The sequence below is a fragment of the Cystobacter fuscus genome, from assembly GCF_044360685.1.
Taxonomy (GTDB): Bacteria; Myxococcota; Myxococcia; order Myxococcales; family Myxococcaceae; genus Cystobacter; species Cystobacter fuscus_C.
On the sequence record NZ_CP043491.1, the window covers coordinates 6,706,487 to 6,732,707 of the forward strand.

At 68.7% G+C, this 26,221-nt stretch carries 23 protein-coding genes; 13 read left to right on the forward strand and 10 right to left on the reverse strand.

All coding sequences use genetic code 11. The features are described from left to right. Positions 1 to 42 precede the first annotated feature (42 nt). Genes F0U63_RS27440 through F0U63_RS27450 form a run of 3 tightly spaced genes read right to left on the reverse strand, consistent with a single transcriptional unit; the run spans position 43 to position 5,677 of the window. Complete coding sequence (locus F0U63_RS27440; protein ID WP_395834030.1) at positions 43 to 1,350, reverse strand: TolC family protein; 1,308 nt, start codon at positions 1,348 to 1,350, stop codon at positions 43 to 45. Beyond that, complete coding sequence (locus F0U63_RS27445; protein ID WP_395834032.1) at positions 1,347 to 4,541, reverse strand: efflux RND transporter permease subunit; 3,195 nt, start codon at positions 4,539 to 4,541, stop codon at positions 1,347 to 1,349. Before F0U63_RS27445 ends, F0U63_RS27440 begins: the two co-directional genes overlap by 4 nt. A gap of 17 nt (positions 4,542 to 4,558) precedes the next feature. Next, positions 4,559 to 5,677 carry an efflux RND transporter periplasmic adaptor subunit gene (locus F0U63_RS27450; RefSeq protein ID WP_395834034.1) on the reverse strand — a complete coding sequence of 373 codons (1,119 nt, stop codon included), beginning with the start codon at positions 5,675 to 5,677 and terminating at the stop codon, positions 4,559 to 4,561. A gap of 243 nt (positions 5,678 to 5,920) precedes the next feature. Between F0U63_RS27450 and F0U63_RS27455 the strand changes: the two genes are divergently transcribed. Beyond that, positions 5,921 to 7,084: an acetyl-CoA carboxylase biotin carboxylase subunit family protein gene (locus F0U63_RS27455; RefSeq protein WP_395834036.1), complete on the forward strand. Its 1,164-nt coding sequence runs from the start codon at positions 5,921 to 5,923 to the stop codon at positions 7,082 to 7,084. Positions 7,085 to 7,108: 24 nt separating this feature from the next. Here F0U63_RS27455 and F0U63_RS27460 read toward each other — a convergent pair whose 3' ends face one another. From F0U63_RS27460 to F0U63_RS27485, 6 genes are all read right to left on the reverse strand, one after another. Beyond that, a complete protein-coding gene (locus F0U63_RS27460) occupies positions 7,109 to 7,882 on the reverse strand; it encodes an alpha/beta hydrolase (protein ID WP_395834038.1) in 774 nt (257 codons plus the stop codon). A 155-nt stretch (positions 7,883 to 8,037) separates the two neighbouring features. Continuing rightward, positions 8,038 to 9,240, reverse strand: a complete 1,203-nt coding sequence (locus F0U63_RS27465) for a glycosyltransferase (protein WP_395834040.1) — start codon at positions 9,238 to 9,240, stop codon at positions 8,038 to 8,040. Continuing rightward, the gene (locus F0U63_RS27470; RefSeq protein ID WP_395834042.1) at positions 9,227 to 10,285 is read right to left on the reverse strand and encodes a glycosyltransferase family 4 protein; all 1,059 of its coding nucleotides are present in this window, start codon (positions 10,283 to 10,285) and stop codon (positions 9,227 to 9,229) included. Before F0U63_RS27470 ends, F0U63_RS27465 begins: the two co-directional genes overlap by 14 nt. Positions 10,286 to 10,303: 18 nt before the next feature. Beyond that, positions 10,304 to 10,825 carry a serine O-acetyltransferase gene (locus F0U63_RS27475; protein WP_395834044.1) on the reverse strand — a complete coding sequence of 174 codons (522 nt, stop codon included), beginning with the start codon at positions 10,823 to 10,825 and terminating at the stop codon, positions 10,304 to 10,306. 103 nt (positions 10,826 to 10,928) lie between these two features. Beyond that, positions 10,929 to 12,443 carry a lipopolysaccharide biosynthesis protein gene (locus tag F0U63_RS27480; protein ID WP_395834046.1) on the reverse strand — a complete coding sequence of 505 codons (1,515 nt, stop codon included), beginning with the start codon at positions 12,441 to 12,443 and terminating at the stop codon, positions 10,929 to 10,931. Beyond that, positions 12,440 to 13,555, reverse strand: coding sequence for a polysaccharide deacetylase family protein (locus tag F0U63_RS27485; RefSeq protein WP_395848432.1), 1,116 nt, complete (start codon positions 13,553 to 13,555; stop codon positions 12,440 to 12,442). The genes F0U63_RS27480 and F0U63_RS27485 overlap by 4 nt, the downstream gene beginning before the upstream one ends. Before the next feature lie 548 nt (positions 13,556 to 14,103). Here F0U63_RS27485 and ccmA point away from each other — a divergent pair. The 8 genes from ccmA (at position 14,104) to F0U63_RS27525 (ending at position 20,667) form a co-directional block, all read left to right on the forward strand. Continuing rightward, positions 14,104 to 14,766 (forward strand): heme ABC exporter ATP-binding protein CcmA, encoded by a 663-nt coding sequence (ccmA, locus tag F0U63_RS27490; protein ID WP_395834048.1) that lies wholly within the window; start codon positions 14,104 to 14,106, stop codon positions 14,764 to 14,766. Next, a complete protein-coding gene (locus F0U63_RS27495; protein ID WP_395834050.1) occupies positions 14,763 to 15,458 on the forward strand; it encodes a heme exporter protein CcmB in 696 nt (231 codons plus the stop codon). Before ccmA ends, F0U63_RS27495 begins: the two co-directional genes overlap by 4 nt. A 7-nt stretch (positions 15,459 to 15,465) precedes the next feature. Then, positions 15,466 to 16,269 (forward strand): cytochrome c biogenesis protein CcsA, encoded by an 804-nt coding sequence (gene ccsA, locus F0U63_RS27500; protein WP_395834052.1) that lies wholly within the window; start codon positions 15,466 to 15,468, stop codon positions 16,267 to 16,269. A gap of 11 nt (positions 16,270 to 16,280) precedes the next feature. Beyond that, positions 16,281 to 16,445, forward strand: coding sequence for a hypothetical protein (locus tag F0U63_RS27505; protein ID WP_002629004.1), 165 nt, complete (start codon positions 16,281 to 16,283; stop codon positions 16,443 to 16,445). Between the two features lie 4 nt (positions 16,446 to 16,449). Further along, the gene (locus F0U63_RS27510) at positions 16,450 to 16,935 is read left to right on the forward strand and encodes a cytochrome c maturation protein CcmE (RefSeq protein WP_002629003.1); all 486 of its coding nucleotides are present in this window, start codon (positions 16,450 to 16,452) and stop codon (positions 16,933 to 16,935) included. Then, complete coding sequence (locus F0U63_RS27515; protein ID WP_395834054.1) at positions 16,932 to 18,953, forward strand: heme lyase CcmF/NrfE family subunit; 2,022 nt, start codon at positions 16,932 to 16,934, stop codon at positions 18,951 to 18,953. The genes F0U63_RS27510 and F0U63_RS27515 overlap by 4 nt, the downstream gene beginning before the upstream one ends. Further along, positions 18,950 to 19,489: a TlpA family protein disulfide reductase gene (locus tag F0U63_RS27520; protein WP_395834056.1), complete on the forward strand. Its 540-nt coding sequence runs from the start codon at positions 18,950 to 18,952 to the stop codon at positions 19,487 to 19,489. The genes F0U63_RS27515 and F0U63_RS27520 overlap by 4 nt, the downstream gene beginning before the upstream one ends. Before the next feature lie 62 nt (positions 19,490 to 19,551). Continuing rightward, complete coding sequence (locus tag F0U63_RS27525; RefSeq protein WP_395834058.1) at positions 19,552 to 20,667, forward strand: hypothetical protein; 1,116 nt, start codon at positions 19,552 to 19,554, stop codon at positions 20,665 to 20,667. Between the two features lie 43 nt (positions 20,668 to 20,710). Here the strand turns inward: F0U63_RS27525 and argG are convergent, their stop codons facing one another. Further along, a complete protein-coding gene (gene argG / locus F0U63_RS27530) occupies positions 20,711 to 22,057 on the reverse strand; it encodes an argininosuccinate synthase (RefSeq protein ID WP_395834060.1) in 1,347 nt (448 codons plus the stop codon). Positions 22,058 to 22,631: 574 nt separating this feature from the next. Between argG and F0U63_RS27535 the strand changes: the two genes are divergently transcribed. From F0U63_RS27535 to hutU, 4 genes are all read left to right on the forward strand, one after another. Next, complete coding sequence (locus F0U63_RS27535; protein ID WP_395834062.1) at positions 22,632 to 23,504, forward strand: hypothetical protein; 873 nt, start codon at positions 22,632 to 22,634, stop codon at positions 23,502 to 23,504. Between the two features lie 165 nt (positions 23,505 to 23,669). After that, the gene (locus tag F0U63_RS27540; protein WP_395834064.1) at positions 23,670 to 24,083 is read left to right on the forward strand and encodes a hypothetical protein; all 414 of its coding nucleotides are present in this window, start codon (positions 23,670 to 23,672) and stop codon (positions 24,081 to 24,083) included. Beyond that, a complete protein-coding gene (locus F0U63_RS27545; RefSeq protein ID WP_395834066.1) occupies positions 24,080 to 24,466 on the forward strand; it encodes a hypothetical protein in 387 nt (128 codons plus the stop codon). The genes F0U63_RS27540 and F0U63_RS27545 overlap by 4 nt, the downstream gene beginning before the upstream one ends. A 96-nt stretch (positions 24,467 to 24,562) precedes the next feature. Then, complete coding sequence (gene hutU / locus F0U63_RS27550; protein WP_395834068.1) at positions 24,563 to 26,218, forward strand: urocanate hydratase; 1,656 nt, start codon at positions 24,563 to 24,565, stop codon at positions 26,216 to 26,218. Positions 26,219 to 26,221: the final 3 nt, after the last annotated feature.

The window sequence follows — 26,221 nt, forward strand, 5'->3', positions numbered from 1 at the left end:
AGGACTCCGCTCACCACGAGGGCGAGCGGAGTCCCGGGCACATCAGTCCTTCACGTCCGCGGCGAAGAGGCCGGCGGCGCGCTGCAGCCGCAGGGCGGCGAGCGAGGTCTGCAAACGCTCGGAGATGGCACTCACCTCGGCGTTGGTCAGCGCGGAGTTGGCGTCCGCCACTTCCAGGTACGTCGCCACGCCCGCCTTGAAGCTGATCTCCGTGAGCCGCTGCGTCTCACGCGCCAGCGCCAGGGCCTCCTCGGCCTTGGACAGGTTGGAGCGGGCGTTGTCGTAATCCAGCCGCGCCGTGGCCACTTCCTGGGTCACCCGGGTCTCCGCCTGGGTCTGCAGGGCGGAGGCCTCGGCCACCCGGGCGGACTCCTCGCGCAGGGCGACCTCGCGCAGACCGCCGTCCCACAGCGTCCACGAGCCGTTGAGCGTCAACGTCCACGTGCCCGCCTGGCCCGTGAAGCCCGCGGCGTTGGTCACCCGGTAGACGCCCGAGAAGCCCACATTGGGCAGGTAGGCGAACCACGCGCCGGTGCGGCGGCCCACCGCCAGGTCCAGGTTGCGCCGCGCGGCGAGCACGTCCGGACGCGCATCCTGCGCCTTGCGGGACAGCTCCTGGTCCACCGCCGGCACCTCGGGCACCTCGGGCAGTTGCAGGGAGAAGTTCGGCGACTCGCGCTGCAGGAGCGTGGCGAGCGCCAGCCGCGCGGAGTCATAGGAGTTGCGCGCCCGGATCAGATCCTGCTCGGCGCGCGCCCGGTCGAGCTGCGCGCGCAACAGGGCCACGCGCGTGACGGTGCCCGCGTCGAAGCGGGTCTGCGTGTCCTTCTCGCGCGCCTGGTTGACCTCCAGGAGGAACTGCGTGGCGCGGATGGCCTCCTGGAGGCTCGCCGCGCTGAAGTAGGCCTGGGTCACGCCGAAGAGGATCTCCCGGCGCGAGTACTCCGTGTTCAGCGTGGACACTTCCTGGGCGATGCCCGCGTTGCGGATGGCGGGCCACAGCGTCGGCGCGATGATGGCCTGGCGCACCTCGGCCTGGGCGCCGAGCTGATCATACGGCTGGATGGTGATCGGTTCACCACCGCCGGGCAGCGCGAAGACGGCTTCCGCGGAGTTGCGCGTGTAGCTGCCACCCACCGTGATGGTGGGCAGGTAGCCGGCCCAGGCCCGGCGCGTCTGCAACAGGGCCTGATCCAACCGGGCGCGCGCCACCTTCAGGTCCAGGTTCTTCTCGCGCGCCTCCTCGAGGGCCTGATTGAGCGTGAGCACCGGCTGGTTCGTGGGCTCGGTGGCTTCAGCGGCTTCAGCGGCCCCCAGGGCGAGGGACATCACCGTGAGCAGGGAGATCATGCGGCCTCCTTGCCGTGCGCCGGGCGCAGCTCGGCGAGGGTGTCGCCGCCATAGGCCCGCTCCACCTCGGCCTCGCCCGTCTCCTCGGGCGTGCGCTTGGAGCCGAACTTGCGGTTGAACCACGACGACGCGTCATCCATCAGCGAGTACGCCACGGGGGTCACCAGCAGCGTGAGCACCAGCGACAGCGTCTGGCCACCCACCACCACGCCAGCGGTGGCCTGGTTGAAGCTCGCGCCGACGCCGCGGGAGAACAGCAGCGGGAGCATGCCCGCCACGAAGGACAACGTGGTCATCAGGATGGGGCGCAAGCGGTCCTTGCTGCCGTGGACGATGGCCTCCAGCCGCGGCAGTCCCTCGCCGCGCAACTGGTTGGTGTGGTCGATCTGCAAGATGGAGTTCTTCTTCACGACGCCGAAGAGCACCAGCAGGCCGAGCATTGAGTACATGTCGAGCTGCTGCCTGAAGATGACCAGGGAGATGAGCGCGAAGGGCACGGTGAGGGGCAGCGACAAGAGGATGGTGATGGGGTGGATCCACGAGCCGAACTGCGCCGCGAGGATGAGGTACATGAAGACGAAGGCCATGCCGAAGGCCACGATGAAGTTCTGGAACGTGCGGCCAATCTCGCGCGACATGCCCGCGGGAGCCGCCGAGTAGCCCGGCGGCATCTGCGTGTCGGCGATGAGCTTGTTGAACTGCTCGACGACCTGGCCGGTGCTCACGCCCGGAACCGTGTTGGCGCTGATCATGATCTGCCGCTGACGGTTCATGCGGTTGATCTGCGAGGGGCCTTCCTCGCGCTGGAGCGTCACCACGTCCGTGAGCGGCACGGAGCCCAGGCGAGTGGAGGGCACGGTGAGCTGCGAGAGCGCCTCCATGCTGTCACGCGCATCGCGCTCGGCGCGCAGCCGCACGTCGTACAGGTTGCCGGCCTCCGCGTAGTTGGACACCTCGAGGCCACCCACCACCATCTGCATGGTGGTGGCCACGTCGGACACCTGCACGCCCAGGTCCGCGGCGCGCGAGCGGTTGATGTACGCGCTCACCTCGGGCTTGCCGATGATGAGGTTGCTGTCCACGTCCACCACGCCGTCGATGCTCTTGAGCTTCTCCATGAGGATCGTGGCCTGCTTGCCCAGCTCGTCGAAGTCGGGCCCGCGCACCACGTACTGCACCGCGGCCTGGGTGCCACCGCCGCCGAACAACGGCGCGTTGGTCACGCTCACCCGGTACTCCTTGGGCAGCTTCGAGGTGATGTCCCGGCGCACGCGGTTCATGATGTCGTCCTGGGTATCGGTGCGCTGATCCGGGTTGACGATCTTGATGAAGAGCGCCGCCACGTTGGGCGTCTTGTCCGTGTTGTCACCGATGGTGACCAGCGTGGAGGTGGTCTCCGGAATCGTCTCGCGGATCTCCCGCGCCACGCGCTCGGCCTCCAGGAGGGTCGTCTCCATGCTCGTGCCCTCCGGCGTGCGGAGGGACACCTGGAACTGGGCCTCGTCGCTCTTGGGGAGGAAGCCCGCGGGGACCGACTTCGCCAGGGGGACGCACGAGCCCAGCGCGGCCACCGACGCCACCACGGCCACCCAGCGGTGCGCCATCACCCAGCGCAGGGCGTGCTCGTAGGCGCGCTCGATGGGCGAGTAGACCTTGTCCGTGATGCGCTCGAGCAGCGGCTTGCGGCCATGCCCATGGTCGGGCCCCGCCGCGCCGCCCACCAGCCAGCGCGCGCACAGCATGGGCGTGAGCGTGAAGGACACCACCAGCGACACGGCGATGGAGAAGGCCATCGTCCAGCCGAAGCTGGCCAGGAAGCGCCCGGGGATGCCGCCCATGAAGGCCACCGGGAGGAACACCGCGATGAGCGACAGCGTGGTGGCGAGCACCGCGAGGCCGATCTCCTTGGTGGCCAGGATGGCGGCCGGGAAGGGCTTGAGCTTCTTCTCGTGGATGAAGCGGTGGATGTTCTCGAGCACCACGATGGCGTCGTCGATGACGATGCCCACCGCGAGCGCGAGCGCCAGCAGGCTGATGGTGTTCAGGTTGAGCCCCGCCATCTGCATCATCCCGAAGGTGCCGATGATGGACACGGGAATGGCGAGCGCGGAGATGACGGTGCTGCGCCAGCTGCCCAGGAACAGGAGCACCACGAGCGCGGCGAAGAACGCGCCGAGGATGAGGTGCTCCTGCACCGCGTGCACGCTGGTGATGGTGGTCTCCGAGTTGTCGCGCACCACGTCCAGCGTGTAGCCCGGCGGCAGCGTCGCGTTGAGCTCGCCCACGCGCCGGCGCACCTCCTGCACGAGCGACACGGTGTTCTCACCCGACTGCTTGCGGATGGACAGCAGCACCGCCGGACTGCCATCGCGCCGGGCCGCCGTCGTCGCCTCCTCCTGGCCGTCCTCCACCCGGGCCACGTCCTGCACGCGCAGGATGTTGCCCCCGTTCTCGCGCAGCACGAGCTGCCCCATCTCCTCCACGCTGGTGACGCGGCCCCGCAGGCGCAGGGTGAGGTTCTGCGGACCCGTCTCGATGCTGCCGCCCGGCAGCGACATGTTCTGACCGGCGATGGCGCGCTGCACTTCCGCCGCGCTCACGCCCGCCGCGCGCATCTTCACCGGATCCAACCACACGTTCACCTGGCGCTTGGTGCCACCGATGAGCGACACCTGTCCCACGCCCTGCACCGTCTCCAGCCGGCGGCGCAGCACGCGGTCCGCGTACTCGGTGATCTCCCGCACCGGCCGGTTGGACTGCAGGGACAGGATGATGACGGGCACGGCGTCCGGATCGAACTTCTGGACGATCGGCGTCTCCACGTCCTTGGGCAGCTCGTAGGCGATCTGATTGATGCGGTCGCGCACTTCCTGCACGGCCACGTCCACGTCCTTCTCCAGCACGAACGTGATGATGACCGTGCTGACGCCCTCGGACGTGATGGAGGACAGCTCGTCGATGCCGGCGACGGTGTTGACCGCCTCCTCGACCTTGTCGGTGATGTCCGTCTCCATCTCCTCGGCGGCGGAGCCCGGCAGACGCGTCACCACCACCACGGTGGGGAAGTCCAGCTTGGGGAAACGATCGACGGTGAGCTTCGAGTAGCCGACGCCGCCGAGCACGAGAATCAGCAGGATGAGCACCGACGCGAGGACGGGCTTACGGACACAAATACTGGCGAGCCATTGCATGGATCGAGACCCTCGGACTACTGCAGCTTCACGCCGTCGCGCAGCTCCGGCCGCGCCACCGCCACCACGCGCTCACCCACGCGCACGCCCGCCATCACCCCCACCTCGTCTCCAGAGCCCTCGCTCACCTGCACGAAGCGCTCCTCGAGCCGGCCATCGCTCACCACGAAGAGCTTGCGCCGCCCGCCCTCGTCCACCAGCGCCGTGCGCGGCACCACCGGCATCGGCTGCTCGCCCAGCTGCACGCGCGCCGTGGCGAACTGGCCCGGCAGCAGCGCGCGCTCCTTGTTGGGCACCAGCGCCTCCACCACCAGGTCCCGGCTGCCCGAGCGCAGGCCCGCGCCCACGTACGTCACCTTGGCCTTGTGCACCACGTTGGGCGCCGCCGTGAGGGTGAACTCCACCGGCTGATCCTTCTGGATGAACGCCGCCGAGGACTCCGGCACCGACAGCTGCAGGCGCAGCGGATCCAACGACACCAGCGTCGCGATCTTGGAGGGCGGCTGGACGTACTCGCCCACGGACACCGCGCGCTCGGCCACCACGCCGTCGAAGGGCGCGCGGATGGAGGCGTCCGCCACGTTGATCTCCAGCAGGGCCAGGCGCGCCTGGGTGCCCGCGACCTGGGCCGCCGCGTTGCGGCACTGCGCCTGGGCGCGATCATGATCCGCCGCGGAGATGGTGCCGCTGGCGAAGAGCTTCTCGTTGCGCTCGCAGTCGGCGTTGGCCAGCACCTGCTGGCTCTTGGCCTGCACCACCTGCGCCCGGGCCTCCTCGAGGCTGGCGGAGGAGGCGCGCGCGTCCAGCTTCGCCAGCACGTCCCCCTTCTTCACCACGCTGCCGCGCTCGACGTGCACGGACAGCACCTTGCCCGTCACCCCCGCGGCCACGTCCGAGTCCTCGTTGGCCAGCAGCGAGCCGGTGAGCGTGAGGAAGCGCGGCACCTTCTGCTCGCCCACCGGCACCGTGTCCGCCTTCACCGCGCTCTCCGCGGCGGCTTGACGCGCCGCGGCTTGGGGCTTGTTCTCCGCCGCGTCCACCCGCGACCCACAGCCCGCGCCCAACGTCAGCACCAGCCCGCCCACGACCACGCCCTGGAACGCCCTGCCCTGTCGATGAAGATGAAACTTCCGCATACCGTCACTCCCGCAGGCCCCGCCCTCTTGGGCAGCTCCTCGGCCGAGATAGTTAGTAACGGGAAACTAACTAACGCTGGCCCCAAGGGAGTGTCAAGTCTCGGTAACTCGCGAGCGGGCAGGCGCAAGGGAGCGACCCGGCGGACATGCCGCCTCGCGTCAACTCTCCCCTGTAAGACTGGAAAAAGTCGGGTATCGTGCACCCTTCCCCCCTCCCGAAGGAGTCGCCGTCAAGGGCCCGCCATGAACGTCGTCTTCATCTCGCCCCAGTTCCCGCCCCACTTCTTCCACTTCGTGGCCGCCTTGCGCGAACGGGGCGTCAACGTCCTGGGTCTGGGGGACTGCCCCTATGATGCCCTGCGGCGGGAGCTGCGCGAGTCGCTGTCGGAGTACTTCTTCACCCCCAACCTCCACGACACCGAGGCGCTGGTGCGCGCCGTGGGCTACTTCACCTGGCGGCACGGGCGCATCCACCGCATCGACTCGCTCAACGAGACGTGGCTGGAGGTGGAGGCGCACCTGCGCGAGGCCTTCCACGTCCCGGGCCTGCTGCCCGCGGACATCGCCCGGCTGCGCTCCAAGCTGGGCATGCATGACCTGTTCAAGCAGGCGGGCCTGCCCCACCCCGATGCCATCGCCGTGCGCGACGCGGCCGGGGTGAAGGACTTCGCCCGCCGCGTGGGCTACCCGCTCGTGCTCAAGCCGGACGTGGGCGTGGGCGCCGCGCGCACCTTCAAGGTGTCCAGCGAGGCGGAGGTGGACGAGGCCTTCCGCGGGCCATCGCTCGCCGGCTACGTGGCCCAGTCCTTCGTCAAGGGCACCATCGTCACCTATGACGGGCTCGTGGACGGCAACGGCCACATCGTCTTCACCACCAGCCACGAGTACAGCGACGGCATCATGGAGTCCGTGCTCGAGCAGCGCGACCTGGCCATCTGGAGCCACCGGCAGCTGCCCTCGGCGCTCGACGACATGGGGCGCAAGATGGTGGAGGCGCTCGGCCTGCGCGAGCGCTGGTTCCACCTGGAGTTCTTCCGCCTCGAGGACGGCAGCTTCGTCGCGCTGGAGGCCAACCTGCGGCCCCCCGGCGCCTTCGTGACGGACATGATGAACTACGCGGGGGACACGGACGTGTACCGGCTGTGGGCCCGCCTCATCACCGGCGAGGACCTGAGCGGATATCGCTACGAGCCCAAGTACCACGTGTGTCACATCGCCCGGCGCACCGGCCGCACCTACCGCTACGGGCACTCGGAGGTGGTGGCGCGGCTGGGCGAGACGCTCCTGCAGCACACCACCCTGCCCTCCGTCTTCACCAGCGCCCTGGGGGATGAGATGTACCTCACCCGCCACCGGGACATCGAGGCGATGCGCGAGGCGATGCGGCTCGTCCAGGCCCGGAGCTGAACGGGGCGCCGCCCGCGCGGCGCTTCAGCTCAATAGCCAGTTCATCGCGAGGGGGAGCCGGCGCTGCCAGTCCTTCTCGTGGTGGTGGCCCCCCGGCTCGAGCACGAGCGCCAGCTCGTGGTCGCCGTAACCCAGGCCCTTGAGGTGGTGGTAGAAGTCGCGCGTGGCCTCGCCGTAGCGCATGACGTAGCCCACGGGATCCACCGTCTCGTGCAGGCCGGCGTCCAGGTAGATGCGCGACCAGCGCCGGGTGTGCCGGGTCCACTCCGAGAAGAAGCGGCCCCACCCCCACATCACCGAGGGCGACAGGCCCCCGATGCGGCCGAACAGCTCCGGGTGCCGCCAGCCCATGTACAGGGAGATGAGCCCCCCGAGCGACGAGCCCATGACGGCCGTCGACTCGGGGCCCGTGCGGGTGCGGTAGACGGAGTCCACGTAGGGCATGAGCGTCTGGGTGACGAAGCGCACGTAGGGCTCGCCTTGTGCCCGCACGTGGCTGCGTGGCTCGTCCCAGGGCGAGTACTCGGCGAGCCGGTTGTGCGTGGAGTCCACGGCGACGATGATCCACGGCTCCACCCGCCCCTCGGCCACGAGCGCATCCAGGGTGGCGTTGGCACACCACGTCTCGTAGATGGCCGACTCGGGGTGGGCGAAGACGTTCTGCCCGTCGTGCATGTAGAGCACCGGAAAGCGCCGCTCCGGCGCGTGGTCATACGCGTCCGGGGTGTAGATGCGCACGGTGCGGGAAATCCCCTCTTGGGGCGATGCGAAGTCTCGGATGATGTGGACGTAGCCCATGAACGATTCCGGCCGATTGCCGCGAAGCGCCATACTAGGCGGACTCGCCCCCCTCCCGCCATCACTCCCGAGCACGGAAAAACCGCGCCACCGCCCCCCTTCTCTCGGGAGGCGGCGCGCGGTGCTGAACCGATGAACCCCTGGGGCCCGAGGGCCTACAGCCCGCGACCGGCCTTCACCATGGCCTCGCCCACATGCTGGCGGATCTCCTCCACCTTGGCTTCCCAACTCTCGTGGCGGATGCGCTCGGCGCGCTCACGGGACGGGCCGGCCCCCTCGGCGAGGCACTCGTCGATCTTCCGCACGAAGTCCGCCTCGTCCGTGGCCAGCTTGCACAACCCCACCTTGCGCACCTCGGGGATGTCCGAGGAGACCACCGGCAGGCCGGCCGCCAGGTACTCGCGCACCTTGAGCGGGTTGGCGTTGAGCGTGAGCTCGTTCACCCGGAAGGGCATGAGCGCCACGTCGAAGGCGCGGCAGTAGCCGGGCAGCTCCGAGTAGGACTTGCGGCCGAGGAAGTGCACGTTGGGCAGGGCCTTGAGCGCCGAGGGATCCACGTCCGGCGCCACCTTGCCGATGATGACCACCGAGCCCTCGGGGTGCGCCTTGGCCGCCGCGGCGATCGCCTCGGTGTCCACCCAGTCGGCCACCAGCCCGAAGAAGCCCAGGATGGGCTTGGGCAGGTTCGCGATGTCCGCCGGGATGGGCGTGGACGCGTCGCAGGCCTTCACGAAGTGGTTGAAGTCCACGCCGTGGCGCACCAGCACCGTGCTCGGATTGACGCGCGCCTTGTTCTCCCGCAGGCGCTCGGCCGAGGTGATGACCAGGTCGGCGCGCTTGAGCAACTGCTGCTCCATCTCCGCGATGTGGCGCCCGTTGGTGTCGCTGAAGGCGGAGAACTCGTCCACGCAGTGGTAGACGACGAACTCCTCGCCCAGCCGTCCGGACACCGGCGCCGAGGCCGGCAGGAAGGACCAGGAGATGGGCCGCTTGAAGTGCAGCTGGCGCATGGCGCGCTGCACCTGGGCGCGCAGGAGCGAGCGGTTCAACGCGCGCACCGCCTCCGAGCCGTAGAAGGGCACCGCCAGCGGCGCGAGCACGAAGAGGTTGGGCTCCACCTCGCGCACGCCCTCGGTGAACTTGGCCAGCTTGTTCCAGATGCGCTTGACGTCATGCGCGTTGGCCTTGGGCGCCCGGTTGCCAATGCTGTTCACCCAGAGCACGCGGTTGTCGCGTGAGAGGATGCGCATGATGTGGACCTTCGACAGCGGGTCCCCATCCCAGTCGTTCGAGAACACCACCAGATCCCTGCCACGAAGGGCCCGGCGGGCCAGATCCATTTCCTCACTGCGCCGCATGTAGCTCGCCTCCGACAATCGTCGATTGAGTCAAATCACCGTAAAGCTTCATCAAGACCGGTCCGGCATCGGGCGACACCACCCGCGCGGGTCCGGCGTCCAGGGCCTGCAGCACCCGCCGGGTCAGCTCCTCCGCGCTGCCCGCGCGGAAGGTGAAGGTCCCCTCGGGCCGGGTGCACACGTCGCTCGCCACGCACGGCACCCCCAGCGCGAGCGCCTCGCGCACGGAGATGGCATCCCCGTCATGCGTGGTGGGCCGGATGAAGGCGTCGCAGCGCTTCATCAACGCGAGCGCCTCCGGGTGCGCCAGCTCCCCCAGGTTCTCCAGCAGCGACTCGACCCCGTGCTCCCGGGCGTCCCGCTGGAACTCCTCGCAATGCGTTCCCGGTCCGAACACCGCGAGCCCCACGCCGGGCCGCGCGTCCGCGAGCTGGCGCAACGCGCGGAACATCAACCCGCGTCCATAGACGGGCGAGGGGTGGTGCGCCATGGCCAGCAGCACCTGACGGCGCTCGCGAGCCGCCTGGATCGCCGGGGTCACCTCGCCCGGACGCACCTGCGAGCCGCAGAAGGCCGGGTACACGAGGATCTTCTCCGCGGGGACTCCGCAGCGCACGAGCGCCGCGCGCACCGCCTCGGACACGGCCACCACGTGGGAGTAGCCCATGAGCACCAGGCGAGCGAACGCCCGCCGTGACGGGGACGCGGCCAGGTAGTCCGGCAACAGCCCCGAGTGCAGGGTGATGACGCGCTTGGAGCCAGGGACGCGCAGGGCCCCGGTGGCCGCGAGCACCCACGCCTTCGGATTGTTCCCACTGGTGTGGACATGCACCGTCCACCCCTCGCGGATGAACCCCGCGAGCCGCCGGGCGTACTGGGCCGGAGTGCGCACGGAGATGACGCCCGGGGCCGGACGGCCGCCCTTGCCGATGTCCAACACCACTGACTCCACTCCGCGCTCGCGCAGGGAGTCGTGCAGTTGCTGCACGTGGACCGCCACGCCACCATGCGGTGGCGGATAGTCGCCAACGAGGAGCACTCGCATGTGGACTCTCCTCGGGCGCTAGCGCGCGGCGGACGGGATGGACTGCACCACCTCGTTGCGCTGAGCCATCGGAGGCCGCAGGCCCATCTCCCGCTCGTAGGTGGCGAGCGGATCCGGATCCTTGCGGATCTCCCGGGCCGGAATGCCACCCACCACCGAGCCGGGCGCCACGTCCTTCACCACCACGGCGTTCGCGCCGATGATGGCGAAGTCACCGATGCGCACGTTGCCGAGAATCTTGGCGCCCGCGCCAATGCGCACGTAGTCGCCGATCACCGGCAGATCCTTGAGCCCCGAGCGGCCGCCCACCGTCACCTGGTGCGAGATGAGGCAGTGGCGCCCGATCTTCGCGTCCTTGTGGATGACGATGCCCATGCCGCCATAACCCAGCTGTGTCCCCTCGCCGATCTCCGCCTCGGGCGGCAGATACGAACCATGCAGGAAGTGGATGGCCTTGCGCAGCACCGCGGGAAGAACAGGCACGCCCCTCCGGTGCAGCTTGTGTCCGAGCCGGTACAGCGACATCGCATCGATCCCCATCACGCCTCTCCCCTGTTGAATAGAGCCCCAAGCTAGATATGCCCCCCGAGGGCCGGGAGTCCCCCCGCAACTCCCGGTGTCGGGTAGTCGAAGCTCGGCGCGATCACCCGCCGCGGCGGGCACGCGCGAGCAGCCCGAGCGGCCGCACACCCGTGGCATACAGAACACCCACATAGCCCAGCACGAACAGCAGTCCGGCCACGGCCAACGGCAGCGTCCTCCAGACGAAGCCCTCGGGCAGACCCCCCCAGGCATGCTCCGTCCCCAGGCGCAGCACGAAGACCACCGCGGCGGCGGCGAACGCGGCGAGCGACGCCTTGCCCAGCTCGCGCCAGGGGATGATGTCCCGGATGCGCAGGCGCAGCGACGGCGTGGACAGGGCCGCCGGCACCCGGACGAGCAGCGAGCACTTGCCCACCAGCTCCGCCAGGGCCCACGACACCACGCCCCCCATCATTCCGAACTGGCGCACCCCCACCCAGACGAGCGGCACCGTCACCACCGCCTTGATGAGGTAGGACAGGAAGATGGCCCGCGTGTGTCCCCGGGCGCGCAGCACCCCGTCCATGGGCAGGATGGCGAGCACCACGCCCACCACGCTCACGCGGAAGATGGGCACGGCGGGCAGGAACTTCGCGCCGAACAGCGCCCCGATGAACTCGGGCGCGGCGGCGAAGAGGAACGCGGCGAAGGGCAGGAAGAGGAAGGCCAGCTTGCCCGCGGCCTCGCGGAACGCTCCCACGCCCTCCTCCAGACGGCCCTGCTTCTCCAGCTCGCCCAGGCGCACCATGAGCACCTCGCTCGTGGGCGTGTAGAGCAGATCCACCACGGGCAACTGGAAGCAGCCCACGCGGTAGAGCGCGTACAGGGCCGGGCTCACCACGCCCGCCACCATATAGAGGTGGGCGTTCTGCTGTGGAATCGCGAGCGCCATGGCCGCCCCGAAGGGAGCCGCGTAGACGAGCTGCTGACGCCACAGCTCCGAGCGCATCAGCGGTCCGGTGGTGCCCCGCAACGCCACCACCCACGTGGCCACGAAGCGCAGGAAGGTGAAGCCCACCACCGCCAGCATCATCCCATGCAGGCCCGTGCCCAACAGGCACGGCACCACCATGGCGGCCGCGCGCACGGCGTCCGACACGAGATAGACGATCGCCGACTGCTTCGTCCTGCCCTGGCTGGTGAGGGAAATCTCCAGCGGGAAGGAGCCGAGCAGGAAGGCGGTATAGAGCGCCAATGTTGCCCGGTGCTCGAGCAGCGCCGGGTTGCCGAAATGGTTGGCGACCAGGCCGAGCAGTCCCCACACCAGCGCCGCGGCCACCGCCCCCGCGCCGGACATGAAGAGCAGCGTCTGCCCCAGCCACGGCCGCTTCTCCTCCGCTCGCGGCAGGAAGTAGTAGAGGCTCTGCACCACCCCGAAGGGCAGCACGTAGTAGAGCGTCGTGGCGATGAGGAAGAGCTGGTAGTAGGTGCCGTACTCCTCGAGGCTCAGCACCCGCGCCAGTACCAGCGGAATGGACAACGTCAGCCCGGCGGTGAACAACCGGGCCAACACCAGGGGGCCCGCCTTCCCCATGAAGGAAGCGGCGGGCGCGGCGGACCCCGACTTCTCACTCACCAGGCGGCTCCTTCCGTCATGATGATGGGATTGGGCGTGTTGGCCCCGGACGGAAGGACCTCTTGTCCCTCCTTCTTGAGGCGCTGCGGACGCCGGCCCAGCACCGGCTCGCGCATGCCGAGCGTGCCGAAGCAGTCATCCAGCTGGCACACCGTGAGGCTCGACGAGTAGCCGCCCGTCACCCCCACGCTGAAGTTCTCCCACAGCACCTTGCGCTTGAGGGTGAAGGGGTTGCCGCCGATGCGGTTGTTCATGTCCTCGGTGGTGACGGCCGAACGGAAGCCGTTGCGCATCAGCACGTCGATGACGTCGTCCGAGTACCAGCCGTTGCAGTAGGCGAAGTCGCGCACGGGCTTGCCCAGCTCCCGCTCGATGACCGCTTTGGACTCGCGCACCTCGCGCTCCACCACGTCGAGCGGCTCGTGCGTGAGCACCACGTGGCCGAGCGTGTGCGCGCCGAACTCGAAGCCGTCGCGCGACATGGCGCGCACCTCGTCCCAGTTCATCAAGTCGCCCTGCTCGGGAATCAGCTGCGCGTCTGGACCGAGCCGCTCCTCGAGCGCGCGGATGGTGTCCATGAGCGTGGCCGAGGAGTGCACGCCGATGAAGTCATCGAGCGCCGCGGACAGGCGCTTGCGCCCGGACATCACCTCCACCATCAGCCCCGCGGCCGGCTCGGGCAGCACGTCGAACAGCGGCTGGTAGCCCTTGGCCTGGACGCTGCTCACCAGGTGGAAGAGCCGATCATGGTTGAAGCGGTGGTTGGTGCCGATGAGATCCGCCGGCAGATAGGTGATGGCCGGCACGCCCATCTCCTTCAGGACGGGATAGGCATAGCGGTACACGTCCCGGTAGCCATCGTCGAAGGTGACGACGCACAGGTCCTCGTGCGCGGTGCGGGCCCCGGACATCACGTCCAGCGCCTCGCCGATCGTCGCGAACTTGTAGCCCGCCGCCGACAGGCCCTCCAGGTGGCGCCGGAACGTCTCCTGGGAGATGAGCAACCCCGGAATGGAGCGCTGCAGTTCACCAAAGAAATCCTCCACCACCCGGTGGTAGCTGACGATGAGGATCCGCCGCCCACCCGACTGGTGCCGCCGGTAGGCCGCCAGCGCCTTGCGCAGCCCGCTGTGGTGCAACACCCCGGCCGCCGCGGATTTCATCGCCCTCCGAACAACCCCTCGCATGTCCATCGCTGATTCCTCTCCAGATGACGCCGCATGCTTCCCGCCCCGGATGGTTTGCACACGGTGTGCCATCCACGAGGCCCGCCCACACCGGGCAAGCGAGTCATCGAGAAGGGTAAGTCTGTTCCCTCACCATGAAGTCCACGCGGAAAGATCGGTGCAAGTGAGGTGTCTTCGGCCGGAAAGAGCATGCGTTCCGCCGAAGACAAGGGGGGCCGTGCACGGCTGGCCGCCTGCTCTCGGGGCCGGGAGAGCTGAAGACACGTGTCTCGGGCTCTGAAAAAACTTCCACTTCGTAGGCGGATGTAGGGAGAGGGCAAGGAGGAGCCCGGGAGGGGGAAAGTGCCCTCCCAGGGCGATCTCCTACCCCGCGGGGCAACCTTCGTTGACCGTGCGTCCCGTCTCCTATCCAGGCAGCCGGAGGTGCTTTCGCTGGAGTGCGAAGAAGTTTCCAGTTACGAACGCTCCCGCCGATGGACGCCTCCCCCGCCGCGCCCCCCGCGCTCGCCCTCCACGACGTCAGCAAGCGGTATGGCCGCCATTGGGCGCTCGCGCGCCTGAGCTATGCCCTGCCCCAGGGCCGCTCGCTGCTGCTCACCGGTCACAACGGTTCCGGAAAGACGACGCTCCTGCGGCTGGTGGCCACGGCGCTCTCCCCCACCCATGGCCGGGTGGAGGTGCGGGGCCTGGACTGCGTGGCCCAGCGCGACAGCGTGCGCCGCGAGGTCGCCCTGCTGTCCCACGCGAGCTTCCTCTATGAGGACCTCACCGGCCGGCAGAACCTGATGGTGCTCGCGCGACTGCTCGGGATGGAGTCCCCCACGGACGTGGCGGACACGCTGCTCGCCAAGGTGGGCCTGACGAAGCGCACGCAGAGCCCCGTGCGCCAGTTCTCCGCCGGCATGCGCAAGCGCCTGGCCATCGCCCGGTTGCTGCTCAAGACGCCCGCGGTGGCGCTCCTGGACGAGCCCTTCGGCGAGCTGGATCCCTCGGGCATCCAGGCCATGGAGAAGATCATCGGCGAGCTGAAGGACTCCGGAGTCACCGTGGTGCTGGCCACGCACCTCATCGAGCAGGGACTGAGCCTGTGCGAGGAACGGCTACACCTGTCGGATGGACGGGCGGTGGCGGCATGAGGCCCGGGCGCGCCATCTCCCTGCCGAGATCGGTGGGAGTCCTGCTGGCCAAGGATCTGCTCATCGAGTGGCGAACGCGCGCGCGCCTCAACGCGCTCATCTTCTTCGCGCTCGCCACGCTGCTGCTCTTCTCGTTCGCGGTGGGGCCGGACACGAAGCTGCTGGCGCGCAACGCCGGGGGCTACCTGTGGCTCGCGCTGCTCTTCGCCAGCGTGCTCGCCCTGGGCGAGTCCTTCCGGGTGGAGCAGGAGAACCTCACCCTGGACGGGCTGCGGCTGGCCCCGGCGGACGCGCGCGCCATCTTCCTGTCCAAGGCGGTGGGCAACACGCTCCTGCTCGTGGCGCTGGGCGCGCTGCTCATCCCCGTCATGGTGGCGCTCTATGGCGTGCAGGTGACCATGGGCCCCCTGCCCTTCGCGCTCACCCTGGTGCTCGGCTGCATGGCCATCAGCGCGCCGGGCACGGTGTACTCGGCCATCGCCAGCAACGCGCGGGCAAGAGATGTGCTGCTTCCGCTGTTGCTGTTCCCGCTCATCATTCCGGCACTGCTCGCCGCCGCCAAGGCGACGTCACTGGTGCTCCAGGGTGATCCCATGGAACAGCTCGCCTCATGGTACGGGCTGCTTTCCGGGTTCAACCTGATTTATTGGGGGCTAGGCTTCGCGCTCTTCCCCCGGGTCATCGAGGACTGAAATCGTCATGAACACGGTGCTGCAGCTGGTATCGACGACGGCGGCGTTGGGGTCCGTCGCGCTGGGAATCTACCTGGGCGTGAAGTGGGCGCCGGTGGGCTCGCGCTTCAACGCCCGGCCGGCGCTCTACGCCATGACGGGGGCGGCGGTGGTGCTGCTGGCGCTGGGGTCGTGGATGGGGCTCGTCTGGACGCCGCCCGAGCGGGAGATGGGGCACGTCTACCGCATCATCTACGTGCACGTGCCGGCCATGTGGATGGCGATGCTGGCGCTGGTCATCAACTTCGGCTGCTGCATCGCCTACCTCTTCAAGGCGAGCTGGAAGACGGACGCGCTGGCGGAGGCGGCGGCCGAGATCGGGCTGCTGTTCGGCACCTACGGCCTGGTGCTCGGGTCCATCTGGGGCAAGCCCACCTGGGGCGTGTACTGGGACTGGGATCCGCGGCTGACGGCCATGGCCATCATGCTGGTGACGTACGTGGGCTACACGGCGCTGCGCCGCTTCGTGGAGGATCCGGAGAAGCGCGCGGTGTGGAGCTCGGTGGTGGGCATCATCTCCGGCATCAACATGCCCATCGTCTGGAAGAGCGTGCAGTGGTGGCGCAGCCTGCACCAGGTGCAGTCCACGCCCAAGACGGTGGATCCGGACATGGTGCTGGCGCTGCGCGTCAACGCGTGGGCCTCGCTCATCCTGCTCGTGCTCTTCCTGTTGCACCGCTACCGCATCGCCCTCGCCACGCGCGAGGCGGAGGTGGCCCTGCCCTCGGCGCTGCCCACGGACACGCGCGCCAATGCCTCGGAGGTGGTTTGATGATGTCGGCAATGCACACCGGTCTCGTGCTCGCCGAGGTGGGCGTGGGTCGTATCCAGGGAGGCTGGGGCTACATCTGGAGCTCCTACGCCATCGCCTGGGGCTCGCTCGCGCTCTATGCCCTGTCCCTGTGGCTGCGCCGTCCCGGCAAGGCCGTGAACGAGTCGAAGGAGTAGCGCCATGACGCAGCAGACGCGCAACCGTCTCATCGCCGTGGTGGCCTTGCTGGTGGCCGGCGGCGGCCTGGCCCTGGTGGCCTTTGGCAACATCGGCGAGAACCTCGTCTACTACTGGCGGCCCTCGGAGATGCTGGCCCAGGGTTCCAAGGCCTACGGCCCCATCATCCGCCTGGGCGGCCAGGTGCAGCCGGGCAGCATCCAGTGGGACGAGCAGCACACCACCCTGCACTTCCGCGTCATGGACGACGAGAAGCCAGGGGCGCCCCAGGTGCTCGTGCGCACCAACGAGGTGCCGCCGCAGATGTTCCGCGAGCGCATCGGCGTGGTGGTGGAGGGCACCTTCGACGCGTCCCAGACGTTCCAGGGCAGCCGGCTCATGGTGAACCACTCCAACGAGTACCGGGCGCCCAAGACGGATGACGACGTGAAGAAGATGTTCGAGGAGATGCAGAAGCAGGAAGCCACCACGGCGGCGAGGACTCCGTGACGGCGACACTCGGCTACGCGCTGGTGCTCGGGGGGCTCGCGTTCGCGAGCTTCGGGGCGCTGGTGGGACTGGTCAGCGGGATGCGCCGCAACGACGCGGCCTTCCCCTGGGTGCTGCGCTGCGTGTACGGCTTCGCGGCCTGCATGGTGGGCGCCAACCTCGTCATGGAGTGGGCGCTGCTCACCGATGACTTCAGCGTCCAGTACGTGGCGCAGGTGGGCAGCCGCGCCACGCCGACGATCTACAAGATCGTCTCGCTGTGGAGCGCGCTGGAAGGCTCCATCCTCTTCTGGGGCCTCATCATGGGCGGCTACGTGCTGGCGTTCGCCCTCACGCACCGGCGCGAGCACGCGCGCTACATGTCGCTCGCGCTGGGCACCATGCTCGCGGTGGGCGTCTTCTTCAGCTTCCTCATCGCGGGGCCGGCCAACCCCTTCCACGCGATGTCGCCGGTGCCTCCGGACGGGCCGGGCCCCAACGCGCTCCTGCAGAACCACTACCTGATGATCATCCACCCGCCCATGCTGTACCTGGGCTACGTGGGCATGACGGTGCCCTTTGGCATCGCGGTGGCGGCGCTGTTGCGCGGGGAGATGGGGGATGCGTGGATGGCGCCCCTGCGGCGCTGGACGCTCTTCGCCTGGCTGTTCCTGTCCATCGGCATCATCCTGGGCGCGTGGTGGGCGTACGCGGTGCTCGGCTGGGGCGGCTACTGGGCGTGGGATCCGGTGGAGAACGCGTCCTTCCTGCCGTGGCTGACGTCCACCGCCTTCATGCACTCCACGCTCGTGCACGAGCGCAAGAAGATGCTCAAGCTGTGGACGCTGAGCCTGGTGCTCTCCAGCTTCGTGCTCACGGTGCTGGGCACGTTCATGACGCGCTCGGGCATCTTCAACTCGGTGCACAGCTTCACCCAGTCGGACATCGGGCCCACGTTCCTGGTGTTCATCGCGATCCTGCTCTTCGTGTCCATCGCGCTCTTGGCCGTGCGCGGGCCGCTGCTGGTGGCCGAGAGCCAGATCAAGTCGCTCCTGTCGCGCGAGACGACCATCCTGGTGAACAACCTGGTGTTCGTGGCCATCACCTTCACGGTGCTGCTCGGCACGCTCTACCCGCTCATCTCCGAGGCGGTGCGCGGCATCAAGGTGAGCGTGGGCGAGCCGTACTTCAACAAGATGGCGGTGCCCGGCGGCGTCATGGTGCTCTTCCTCATGGGCGTGGGGCCGATGCTGCCTTGGGGCAGCGCGGATCCGAAGACGGTGAGGGAGCGCTTCTGGATTCCGGCGGCGGTGGGCGTGGCGATCGTCGCCGCGTGCCTCGCCGGGGGCCTCAGGGGCTTCTATCCGCTGCTCACCTTCGGGCTGGCGGGCTTCGTCACCGTCATCACCCTGCGCGAGCTCTTCCTGCCGGTGAAGGTGCGCATGAGCGAGCACCGCGAGGGCTTCGTCACGGCGCTCGTGGGCAGCGCCACCAAGGCGCGCCGGCGCTTCGGCGGCTACATCGTCCACCTGGGCATCGTCGTCATCCTCGTGGCGGTGGGCGCTTCGTCCGCCTACGTGACGCGCACCTCGGGCACGGTGCGCGTGGGCCAGACGCTGAAGATTGGCGACTACGGGGTGAAGTACCTGGGGCTCACGAGTGGCAAGGAGCCGCACCGCACCTTCGTGGCCACGCGCGTGGAGGTGACGGCCCCCAACGGCGAGGTCAGCGAGATGGCCCCCCGGATGAACTACTACGAGACGATGACGGATCCGGTGGGCACGCCCGCGGTGCGCTCGACGCCGAAGGAGGACCTGTATCTGTCGTTGATGGCCTTCTCCGAGGACCGGGGCACGGCGAGCTTCAACGCGTGGATCTTCCCGCTGGTGGGGTGGATCTGGTGGAGCATCCCGCTGCTGGTGCTGGGCACGCTCATCGCGCTGTGGCCGGCGCGCCGGGCCCGGGCGGTGGTGGAGTCGCGCGCCCCCGTGGCGGGTGCACCTCCCGAGGCGGGTGAGATGAACCGGGGGACGGCATGAAGTGGCGCATCACGCTGAGCTTCATCGCGCTGTGTCTGGCGCTGGTGGGGGTGCTCTACAAGGGCTTCGGGCGCAACCCGCACGAGGTGCCCTTCATGCTCAAGGGCCAGCCGGCGCCCTCCTTCACCCTGGCGGCGCTGGACAGCGGCGAGCGGGTGAGCCTGGCGGAGCTCCGGGGCCGGCCGGTGGTGCTCAACTTCTGGGCGTCCTGGTGTGGCCCCTGCAAGATGGAGCATCCGGTGCTCGAGTGGGGCGCGCGGGAGTTCGGCCACCAGGCCCGCTTCCTGGGGATCGTCTTCGAGGACACCGAGGACAACGCGCGGCAGTTCCTGATGCAGATGGGCGCGAGCTTCCCGCAGCTGGTGGATCCGCGCTCGCGCATGGCGGTGGACTACGGGGTGGCGGGCGTGCCGGAGACGTACTTCATCGACCGCCAGGGCATCATCCGCGGCAAGCACGTGGGCCCGATCGATCCGCAGACGCTGGCGACGTGGATGAAGGAGTTGACCGCGGAAGGGCCCACCGCGAAGCAGTGAGTCGGCAGGCGCCGCTCCGGCTCGGGGCGGCGTGAAGGACCCGGGGAGCGGAGGCCATACCCATGCAGTGCCAGGAGTGCGGAGAGATCGCGCGGGACGTCGCCCTGCGCTACTGCGAGAACTGTGGGGCGAAGATGCCCACGCCCCCGCCCGGAGCGCGCCGCACCGGCGCCCGGCCCGCCCTTGCGGCCGAGAGGCGCGACGCACCGGCGCGCGCCGCCCTTCCTGGAGATGAGACCGACGAGCAGCCCGAGATCGCTCCGGTCAGACGCGTCGCGCGGGAACCGGAGCGCGCGGAGCCGGAGGAGCCCCGGGGTCCGCCCTACGACGGTCCCATCTGGCTGGCGCACGTACCGGCCCACTCGCCGAGCGTGCTGGGCGTGGGGCTGCTGGCGGTGGCGGTGGTGCTCTCCATCCTCCCCTTCTTCGCGGACGTCGGACCGCTCTGGTCGCTGGTGACGCTGGCGGGAGGCTGGCTGGTGGTGGCGCGGGAGCTGCGCGCAGTGGACCAGCGGCACGCGTTGGTGGACTGGGTGCCCGACTCCCTGCTGCACCCGGCGGTGCCCGCGCTGTACGCGGTGGTGGTGGCGGTGCTGGCGCTCCGGATGCTCGGCGTGGGCATCACCCCGGTGTTGTGGGCGGGAGGCGCGGCGTTGATCGGCTTCGATCAGTATCGCAAGGTGTACGTGGGAGAGGATGGCTGGAGCCGCTTCTTCGATCCGCGCCAGCTGCGGGTCGGACTGGCCCCCGTGGCGCTCGCCGGCGTGGCGTTGTGCCTGCTGTCGCTGTTCCTCTCCTGGGAGTCCAGGCCCACCTCCGCGACCCTCCGGGGCCCGAGCGCGGGGCCGCCGCAATTGCGCGTGATGGACCAGACACCCGCCTCGTCCGACGTCGTCTACAACCTGCTCGACATGCCGCACGACGCGGGTTGGGATCAGCCCCTGGCCGTCTTCGTGGCGCTGCTGCTCGTCGGGGTGTTGGGCTTGATGGCGCTGCGCCCGGAGGTACCACGTCCCGAGCCGCTGCGCTTCGCCCCCCTGGGGGTGCTCGTGGTGTGCCTGTCGTGGATGATCTTCAACGGCGTCCTGTCGTGGGGGCCCATGTTGTTCCTCGTGGGCCTGGTGGCGACGGGATTCGTCTCGGTGTACGGCTCCTTCTCGTTCTCACGCGAGGCCTGAGCAACCGGGCGGGGCCCCCCTTCCGGGAGGCCCTTGGAACGGCTCAGCTCTCCTCGCCTTCCTCCAGGAGCTGCGAGATGCCGGTGCCGGTGGCGCCGGGCAGGCGGCGGACGCTGGACAGGTGGTGCAGGAGCAGGCTGCGGTTGTCGCCCACGGAGAGGTTCTGCATCTCCAGGGCGCCGATGCGATCCTCGGGGCTGAAGGCGCTCTCGACCTTCTCCATGGAGAGCTTGCTCGGATCGTAGGCCATGTGCTCGGCCTGGGTGTCGAGCAGCGTGTAGTCGTCGCCGCGGCGCAGCTCCAGGGTGACGCTGCCGGTGATGCTGGGGGCCACCCACCGGGTGAGCGAGTCCTTGAGCAGCAGGGCCTCGGGATCGAACCACTTGCCCTCGTAGAGCAGCCGGCCGAGCCGGCGGCCCAGGGTGAAGTAGAGATCCGTCGTGTTCTCGTTGTGGATGGAGGACAGCAGGCGCTCGTAGACGATGTGGAGCAGCGCCATGCCGGGGGCCTCGTAGATGCCACGGCTCTTGGCGTCGATGACGCGGTTCTCGATCTGATCGCTCGAGCCCAGACCGTGCCGCCCGCCGATGCGGTTGCACTCCAGGAAGAGCTCGAAGAGGGAGTCGAAGCGCTTGCCGTTGAGGGACACGGGCAGGCCCTGGGCGAACTCCACGGTGATGCGCTCGGCGCGGATGTCCACCTCGGGGCGCCAGTGCGCCACGCTCATGATGGGCTCCACGATGTTCATGCCCTTGTCCAGGTGCTCCAGATCCTTGGCCTCGTGCGTGGCGCCCAGCACGTTGGCGTCGGTGGAGTAGGCCTTCTCGGTGCCCATGCGGTAGGGCAGCTGGAGCGAGTGCAGGTACTCGCTCATCTCCTTGCGGCCACCGAAGGCGCTGACGAACTCGGGATCCAGCCAGGGCTTGTAGATGTGCAGCGCCGGGTCCACGAGGATGCCGTAGCGGTAGAAGCGCTGGATGTCGTTGCCCTTGTGGGTGCTGCCGTCGCCGAAGACGTGCACGCCGTCCTCGCGCATGGCGCGCACGATGGCGGTGGAGGTGACGGCGCGGCCGAGCGGCGTGGTGTTGAAGTACTTCTTGCCGCCCACGGACAGGTGGAAGGCGCCGCACTGGATGGCGACGAGGCCCTCGCGCACCATGGCCTCGCGGCAGTCCACGAGCCTGGCCTGCTTGGCACCGTGGCCCAGGGCGATGGGGGGGATGTCGGCGGGGTTCTTCTCGTCGGGTTGGGCGAGGTCGGCCGTGTAGGCGTACACGTCGAGTCCCTTGCGGGACATCCACGCGACGGCGGCGCGGGTGTCGAGACCGCCCGAGAAGGCGAGACCGATGCGGGTACCAGCGGGAGGAAGCGAACGGTAGATGCGGCTCATGGCGCGGCGCCTAGCACGGAATGACCCGGACGTCCCGTGTCTCCTGAGCCGATGACGCCGTGGCGCAACCCCATCGGGTCACGACTACAGAAACCCTGGGAAATCCACGAACGTTTGTGTTATTTCATGAATACGCAATATTCCATATATCCATGGATGACTGCTTTCCTGTCTTTTTCTCGGATTATCAGGAAATGACCTCACCGAGTGGTTCATGGGTTCGGAACAACCGGAGTCTCTCGTGACGATCTCCTCGACCAGAAACACTTCAGCCCCCCCGCTGCCACCCCGGAACACTCCGGCGCAAGCACAGACCAGCCAGGCACCAGGCAAGCCCGAGGAGACCGCCGGCAAGCAGCAGGGGACGACCCACGCGGCTGGCACCTCCAGCCACGTCCACACTCCATCGGCCTCCGCGCCACAGGACAGCTTCACGGTCTCCAAGCCGAACGCCCATGCTGGGGTGACGGGTCCGGCCCACCAGTCCAGGCCCCAGACCTCGGGAAACGTACAGGCGTCCGCCCAGACGCAGGCAACGGGCAACGGCCCCCTGGCCCCCGACAGGGCCAAGGCCGTGCTGTCCTTCGTGAATCAGCAGCAGGGGGAGTTGCTGGGCCGGATCGCCGGAGGCTTGAAGGCGGGAAGGATTTCCCAGGAGGAACTGGGCCCCTTGATGGAGAGCGCGCAGAAGCTGGCCCATGCCTCCGGGGAAGCCTCGGCGAAAGAGCAGTTCATGCCGGACGACACGAAGAACCTGAGCATGATGCTCGCGGAGCACCAGTCCACGGTCATGAAGGCCTTGGACAAGCCAGGCGTCTTCTCTTTCTTCTCAGCGTTCTCGTCCAAGAAGCCGTCCGAAGCCCAGATGACCCTGGCCCAGCAGGTGGGCGAGCTCAGCCAGAAAGTTCAGCAGGGCAGCATCCGCGATGGCGATTTGAGCAAGCTCATTTCCCAGCAGTTTGGTTCACCAGCGGGCGCGGGCCATGCCGTGTCCCAGCCCTCCGTGGCGGGCACTGGAGGCGTCGCCGGAACGAGTGCGCCCCCCGCCCCCGCCTCGACGCTCCAGCAACTGGGCGGCCTGCTGCAGCAATTCAGCGGGCTGGTGGGTAGCCTGAACGCCCCAGCCCCACAGACGCCAACCCCGGCCCATGCCTCGGCCCCAGCCCAGCAAGTAGGCAACAGCCTCGCCTTCGCCCCCAACGCGTCGACGATGTCCAATCTGTCGCAGCAGCACGGCGCGCTGCTGGCCAAGCTCGACGAGGGTGTGAATAAAGGCAGGATTGCCCTGGAGGCGCTCGGCCCCTTGAGGCAGGGCCTGCAAGAGCTGGGTGATGCCATCAAGACAACCTCGGCGAAGGAGCAGATCACGCCGGCGGATCTGCTCGGCCTGAGCTCACTGATCCTGAAGAACGCCACGAACCTCAACGCCGCCTTCAAACAGCTATAGCTTCAGGCGGCGTCCGCCATGAGGGTCCCGACCCCGACACGGAGTGGAGCGTGCCCCGCCCTGCTGCTGCTCTGCCTGCTCCCCCTGCGGGTGCTCGGGAATCCCCCCTTACCGGGGGACGACTCGATCCGGGCCCGGCTCAAGGCGTGCCTGCTGGCGGGGGACATGGTGTGTGTCGTCGACCAGTACTTGGCGCTCCAGGACATCGGACGGATGCCGGGGTGGCTGGTGGCGTTCCAGAACGCCTTCAGCATCGCCAACCGCAAGGCGGGCGAGTGCGAGCGGGTCGCACGAACCGTTCACGAGGGATTGACCAAGCTGGGTCAACGGCCTGAGTACATCCGCTTCAGGGTCGAAGGAGAGTCCGGCTTGCTGAGTTTCAACGACATTTCCACCAAGGGCGCCTTGGTCAAGAGCTATCAAGTCGCGATCACAGGCAATCATCTCGCCGTGAAGCTCGGGGATAAAGTCATTGATGCCTATACTGGTCTGAAGGGCCTCCCACTGACGGAATACATGACGAGACTCGGAACATCAGGCGTGAGCCAGGTCCTTCATGAAGTGGTGACAGCGCCATGAGTGAATGGAAGGTGGGCAAGGAGGTGCCTCTTGCCGACAAGTGGCAGGGGCGCCAGGTGGGGCTCATGGATGCCCTGCTGCACGCACGCGAGTCCATCTTGGAAGGACGGGGACTCTGGTCCGTCACCGGCTTTGACACCGTTGAGTCGCTCGTCGCGTTCACCATCGGTTGGGCCTCCAACACGCAGTTCAACGGTGGCACGGATCAGGAGTGGCGTGATTTCCGGCGTTGGCTCGACGAGGTGGAACCCGCGGCGCGCTACGAGGGCTGGCACGTGTCATTCCTGCGCGAGTGCGGCGGGGACCACGAGCGCGCGGTCATGAAGTTGCTCGATCGCGCCCACGAGTTCGTCACCTCACGCCGAGCGCCCCACAAGCCCTGAGAATTGCAGGCGATTTCGTACAATCCGCCGTCGCGGAACGCGCATCCGCCCACCTCTTCGGTTACTGTCCGGACACAAAGGACCCCTGAGGAACACATGTCCCGCACCATTCGTGCCCCCCGTGGCACCACCCTGTCCTGCAAGGGCTGGGTCCAGGAAGCCGCCCTCCGGATGCTGATGAACAACCTGGATCCCGACGTGGCCGAGCGCCCCGAGGATCTCGTCGTCTACGGCGGCATCGGCAAGGCCGCGCGCGACTGGCCCTCGTTCGAGCGCATCGTCGCGAGCCTCCAGCGCCTCACCGACGAGGAGACCCTGCTCGTCCAGTCCGGCAAGCCCGTGGGCATCCTGCGCACCCACCCCGATGCCCCCCGCGTCCTCATCGCCAACTCCAACCTCGTGGGCAACTGGGCCAACTGGGACCACTTCTTCGAGCTCGAGAAGAAGGGGCTGATGATGTACGGCCAGATGACGGCCGGCTCGTGGATCTACATCGGCACCCAGGGCATCCTCCAGGGCACCTACGAGACCTTCGCCCAGGCCGGCCGCGTCCACTTCGGCTCGGATGACTTGTCCGGCCGGCTCGTGCTCTCCGGCGGCCTCGGCGGCATGGGCGGCGCCCAGCCCCTGGCCGCCACCATGAACAACGCCGTCTTCCTCGGCGTGGAGATCGATCCCACGCGCGCCCGGCGCCGCGTGGAGACGCGCTACCTCGACGTCGTCGCCAAGGATCTCGACGAGGCGCTCGCGCTGGTGAAGGAGGCGCAGGCCAGGCGCCAGGGCCGCTCCATCGCCGTCATCGGCAACGCCGCCCAGGTGTTCCGCGAGCTGTACCAGCGGGGGCTCAAGCCGGACCTGGTGACGGACCAGACGAGCGCGCATGATCCGCTCAACGGCTACATCCCCGCGGACCTGTCGCTCGAGGCCGCCGCCGAGCTGCGCCAGCGCGACCCCCAGGGCTACGTGGAGCGCGCGCGCCAGTCCATGGCCGTGCAGGTGCAGGCGATGCTGGACTTCGCGCGCGCGGGCAGCCACGTGTTCGACTACGGCAACAACATCCGGGCCCAGGCGCAGCTGGCCGGGCTGGAGGGCGCCTTCGACTTCCCCGGCTTCGTGCCCGCCTACATCCGCCCGCTCTTCTGCGAGGGCATGGGGCCCTTCCGCTGGGTGGCGCTCTCGGGAGACCCCGAGGACATCCGCCGCACGGACGAGGCGGTGCTGGAGCTGTTCCCGGAGAAGGCGTCCTTGCGCCGCTGGCTCACGCTGGCGCGCGAGCGCGTGGCGTTCCAGGGCCTGCCCGCGCGCATCTGCTGGCTGGGCTATGGCGAGCGCGCGAAGGCCGGCCTGCGCTTCAACGAGATGGTGCGCAAGGGCGAGCTCAAGGCCCCCATCGTCATCGGGAGGGATCACCTGGACTGCGGCTCGGTCGCCTCGCCCAACCGCGAGACGGAGGCCATGAAGGACGGCACGGACGCGGTGGCCGACTGGCCCATCCTCAACGCCCTGGTGAACGCGGTGAACGGGGCCTCGTGGGTGTCCTTCCACCACGGCGGGGGCGTGGGCATGGGCTATTCGCTGCACGCCGGCCAGGTCATCGTCGCCGACGGCACCCCCGAGGCCGCGCGCCGCATCGAGCGCGTGCTGACGTCCGATCCCGCCATGGGCGTGCTGCGCCACGCCGACGCGGGCTATTCCGAGGCCCATGACACGGCGCGCACCCGGGGCGTGCGCATCCCCGGCCTCACCGAGTGACAC

Bases quoted from the DNA above. Each gene is read 5' to 3' on its own strand.
- F0U63_RS27455 (WP_395834036.1), top strand. From the start codon at position 5,921: ATGAACGTCGTCTTCATCTCGCCCCAGTTCCCGCCCCACTTCTTCCAC.
- F0U63_RS27510 (WP_002629003.1), top strand. From the start codon at position 16,450: ATGACGCAGCAGACGCGCAACCGTCTCATCGCCGTGGTGGCCTTGCTG.
- F0U63_RS27475 (WP_395834044.1), bottom strand. From the start codon at position 10,825: ATGGGGATCGATGCGATGTCGCTGTACCGGCTCGGACACAAGCTGCAC.
- hutU (WP_395834068.1), top strand. From the start codon at position 24,563: ATGTCCCGCACCATTCGTGCCCCCCGTGGCACCACCCTGTCCTGCAAG.
- F0U63_RS27465 (WP_395834040.1), bottom strand. From the start codon at position 9,240: ATGCGGCGCAGTGAGGAAATGGATCTGGCCCGCCGGGCCCTTCGTGGC.
- F0U63_RS27520 (WP_395834056.1), top strand. From the start codon at position 18,950: ATGAAGTGGCGCATCACGCTGAGCTTCATCGCGCTGTGTCTGGCGCTG.
- F0U63_RS27450 (WP_395834034.1), bottom strand. From the start codon at position 5,677: ATGCGGAAGTTTCATCTTCATCGACAGGGCAGGGCGTTCCAGGGCGTG.
- F0U63_RS27440 (WP_395834030.1), bottom strand. From the start codon at position 1,350: ATGATCTCCCTGCTCACGGTGATGTCCCTCGCCCTGGGGGCCGCTGAA.
- F0U63_RS27460 (WP_395834038.1), bottom strand. From the start codon at position 7,882: ATGGGCTACGTCCACATCATCCGAGACTTCGCATCGCCCCAAGAGGGG.
- F0U63_RS27495 (WP_395834050.1), top strand. From the start codon at position 14,763: ATGAGGCCCGGGCGCGCCATCTCCCTGCCGAGATCGGTGGGAGTCCTG.
- F0U63_RS27445 (WP_395834032.1), bottom strand. From the start codon at position 4,541: ATGCAATGGCTCGCCAGTATTTGTGTCCGTAAGCCCGTCCTCGCGTCG.
- F0U63_RS27525 (WP_395834058.1), top strand. From the start codon at position 19,552: ATGCAGTGCCAGGAGTGCGGAGAGATCGCGCGGGACGTCGCCCTGCGC.
- F0U63_RS27540 (WP_395834064.1), top strand. From the start codon at position 23,670: ATGGTGTGTGTCGTCGACCAGTACTTGGCGCTCCAGGACATCGGACGG.
- ccmA (WP_395834048.1), top strand. From the start codon at position 14,104: ATGGACGCCTCCCCCGCCGCGCCCCCCGCGCTCGCCCTCCACGACGTC.
- F0U63_RS27505 (WP_002629004.1), top strand. From the start codon at position 16,281: ATGCACACCGGTCTCGTGCTCGCCGAGGTGGGCGTGGGTCGTATCCAG.
- ccsA (WP_395834052.1), top strand. From the start codon at position 15,466: ATGAACACGGTGCTGCAGCTGGTATCGACGACGGCGGCGTTGGGGTCC.
- F0U63_RS27470 (WP_395834042.1), bottom strand. From the start codon at position 10,285: ATGCGAGTGCTCCTCGTTGGCGACTATCCGCCACCGCATGGTGGCGTG.
- F0U63_RS27545 (WP_395834066.1), top strand. From the start codon at position 24,080: ATGAGTGAATGGAAGGTGGGCAAGGAGGTGCCTCTTGCCGACAAGTGG.
- argG (WP_395834060.1), bottom strand. From the start codon at position 22,057: ATGAGCCGCATCTACCGTTCGCTTCCTCCCGCTGGTACCCGCATCGGT.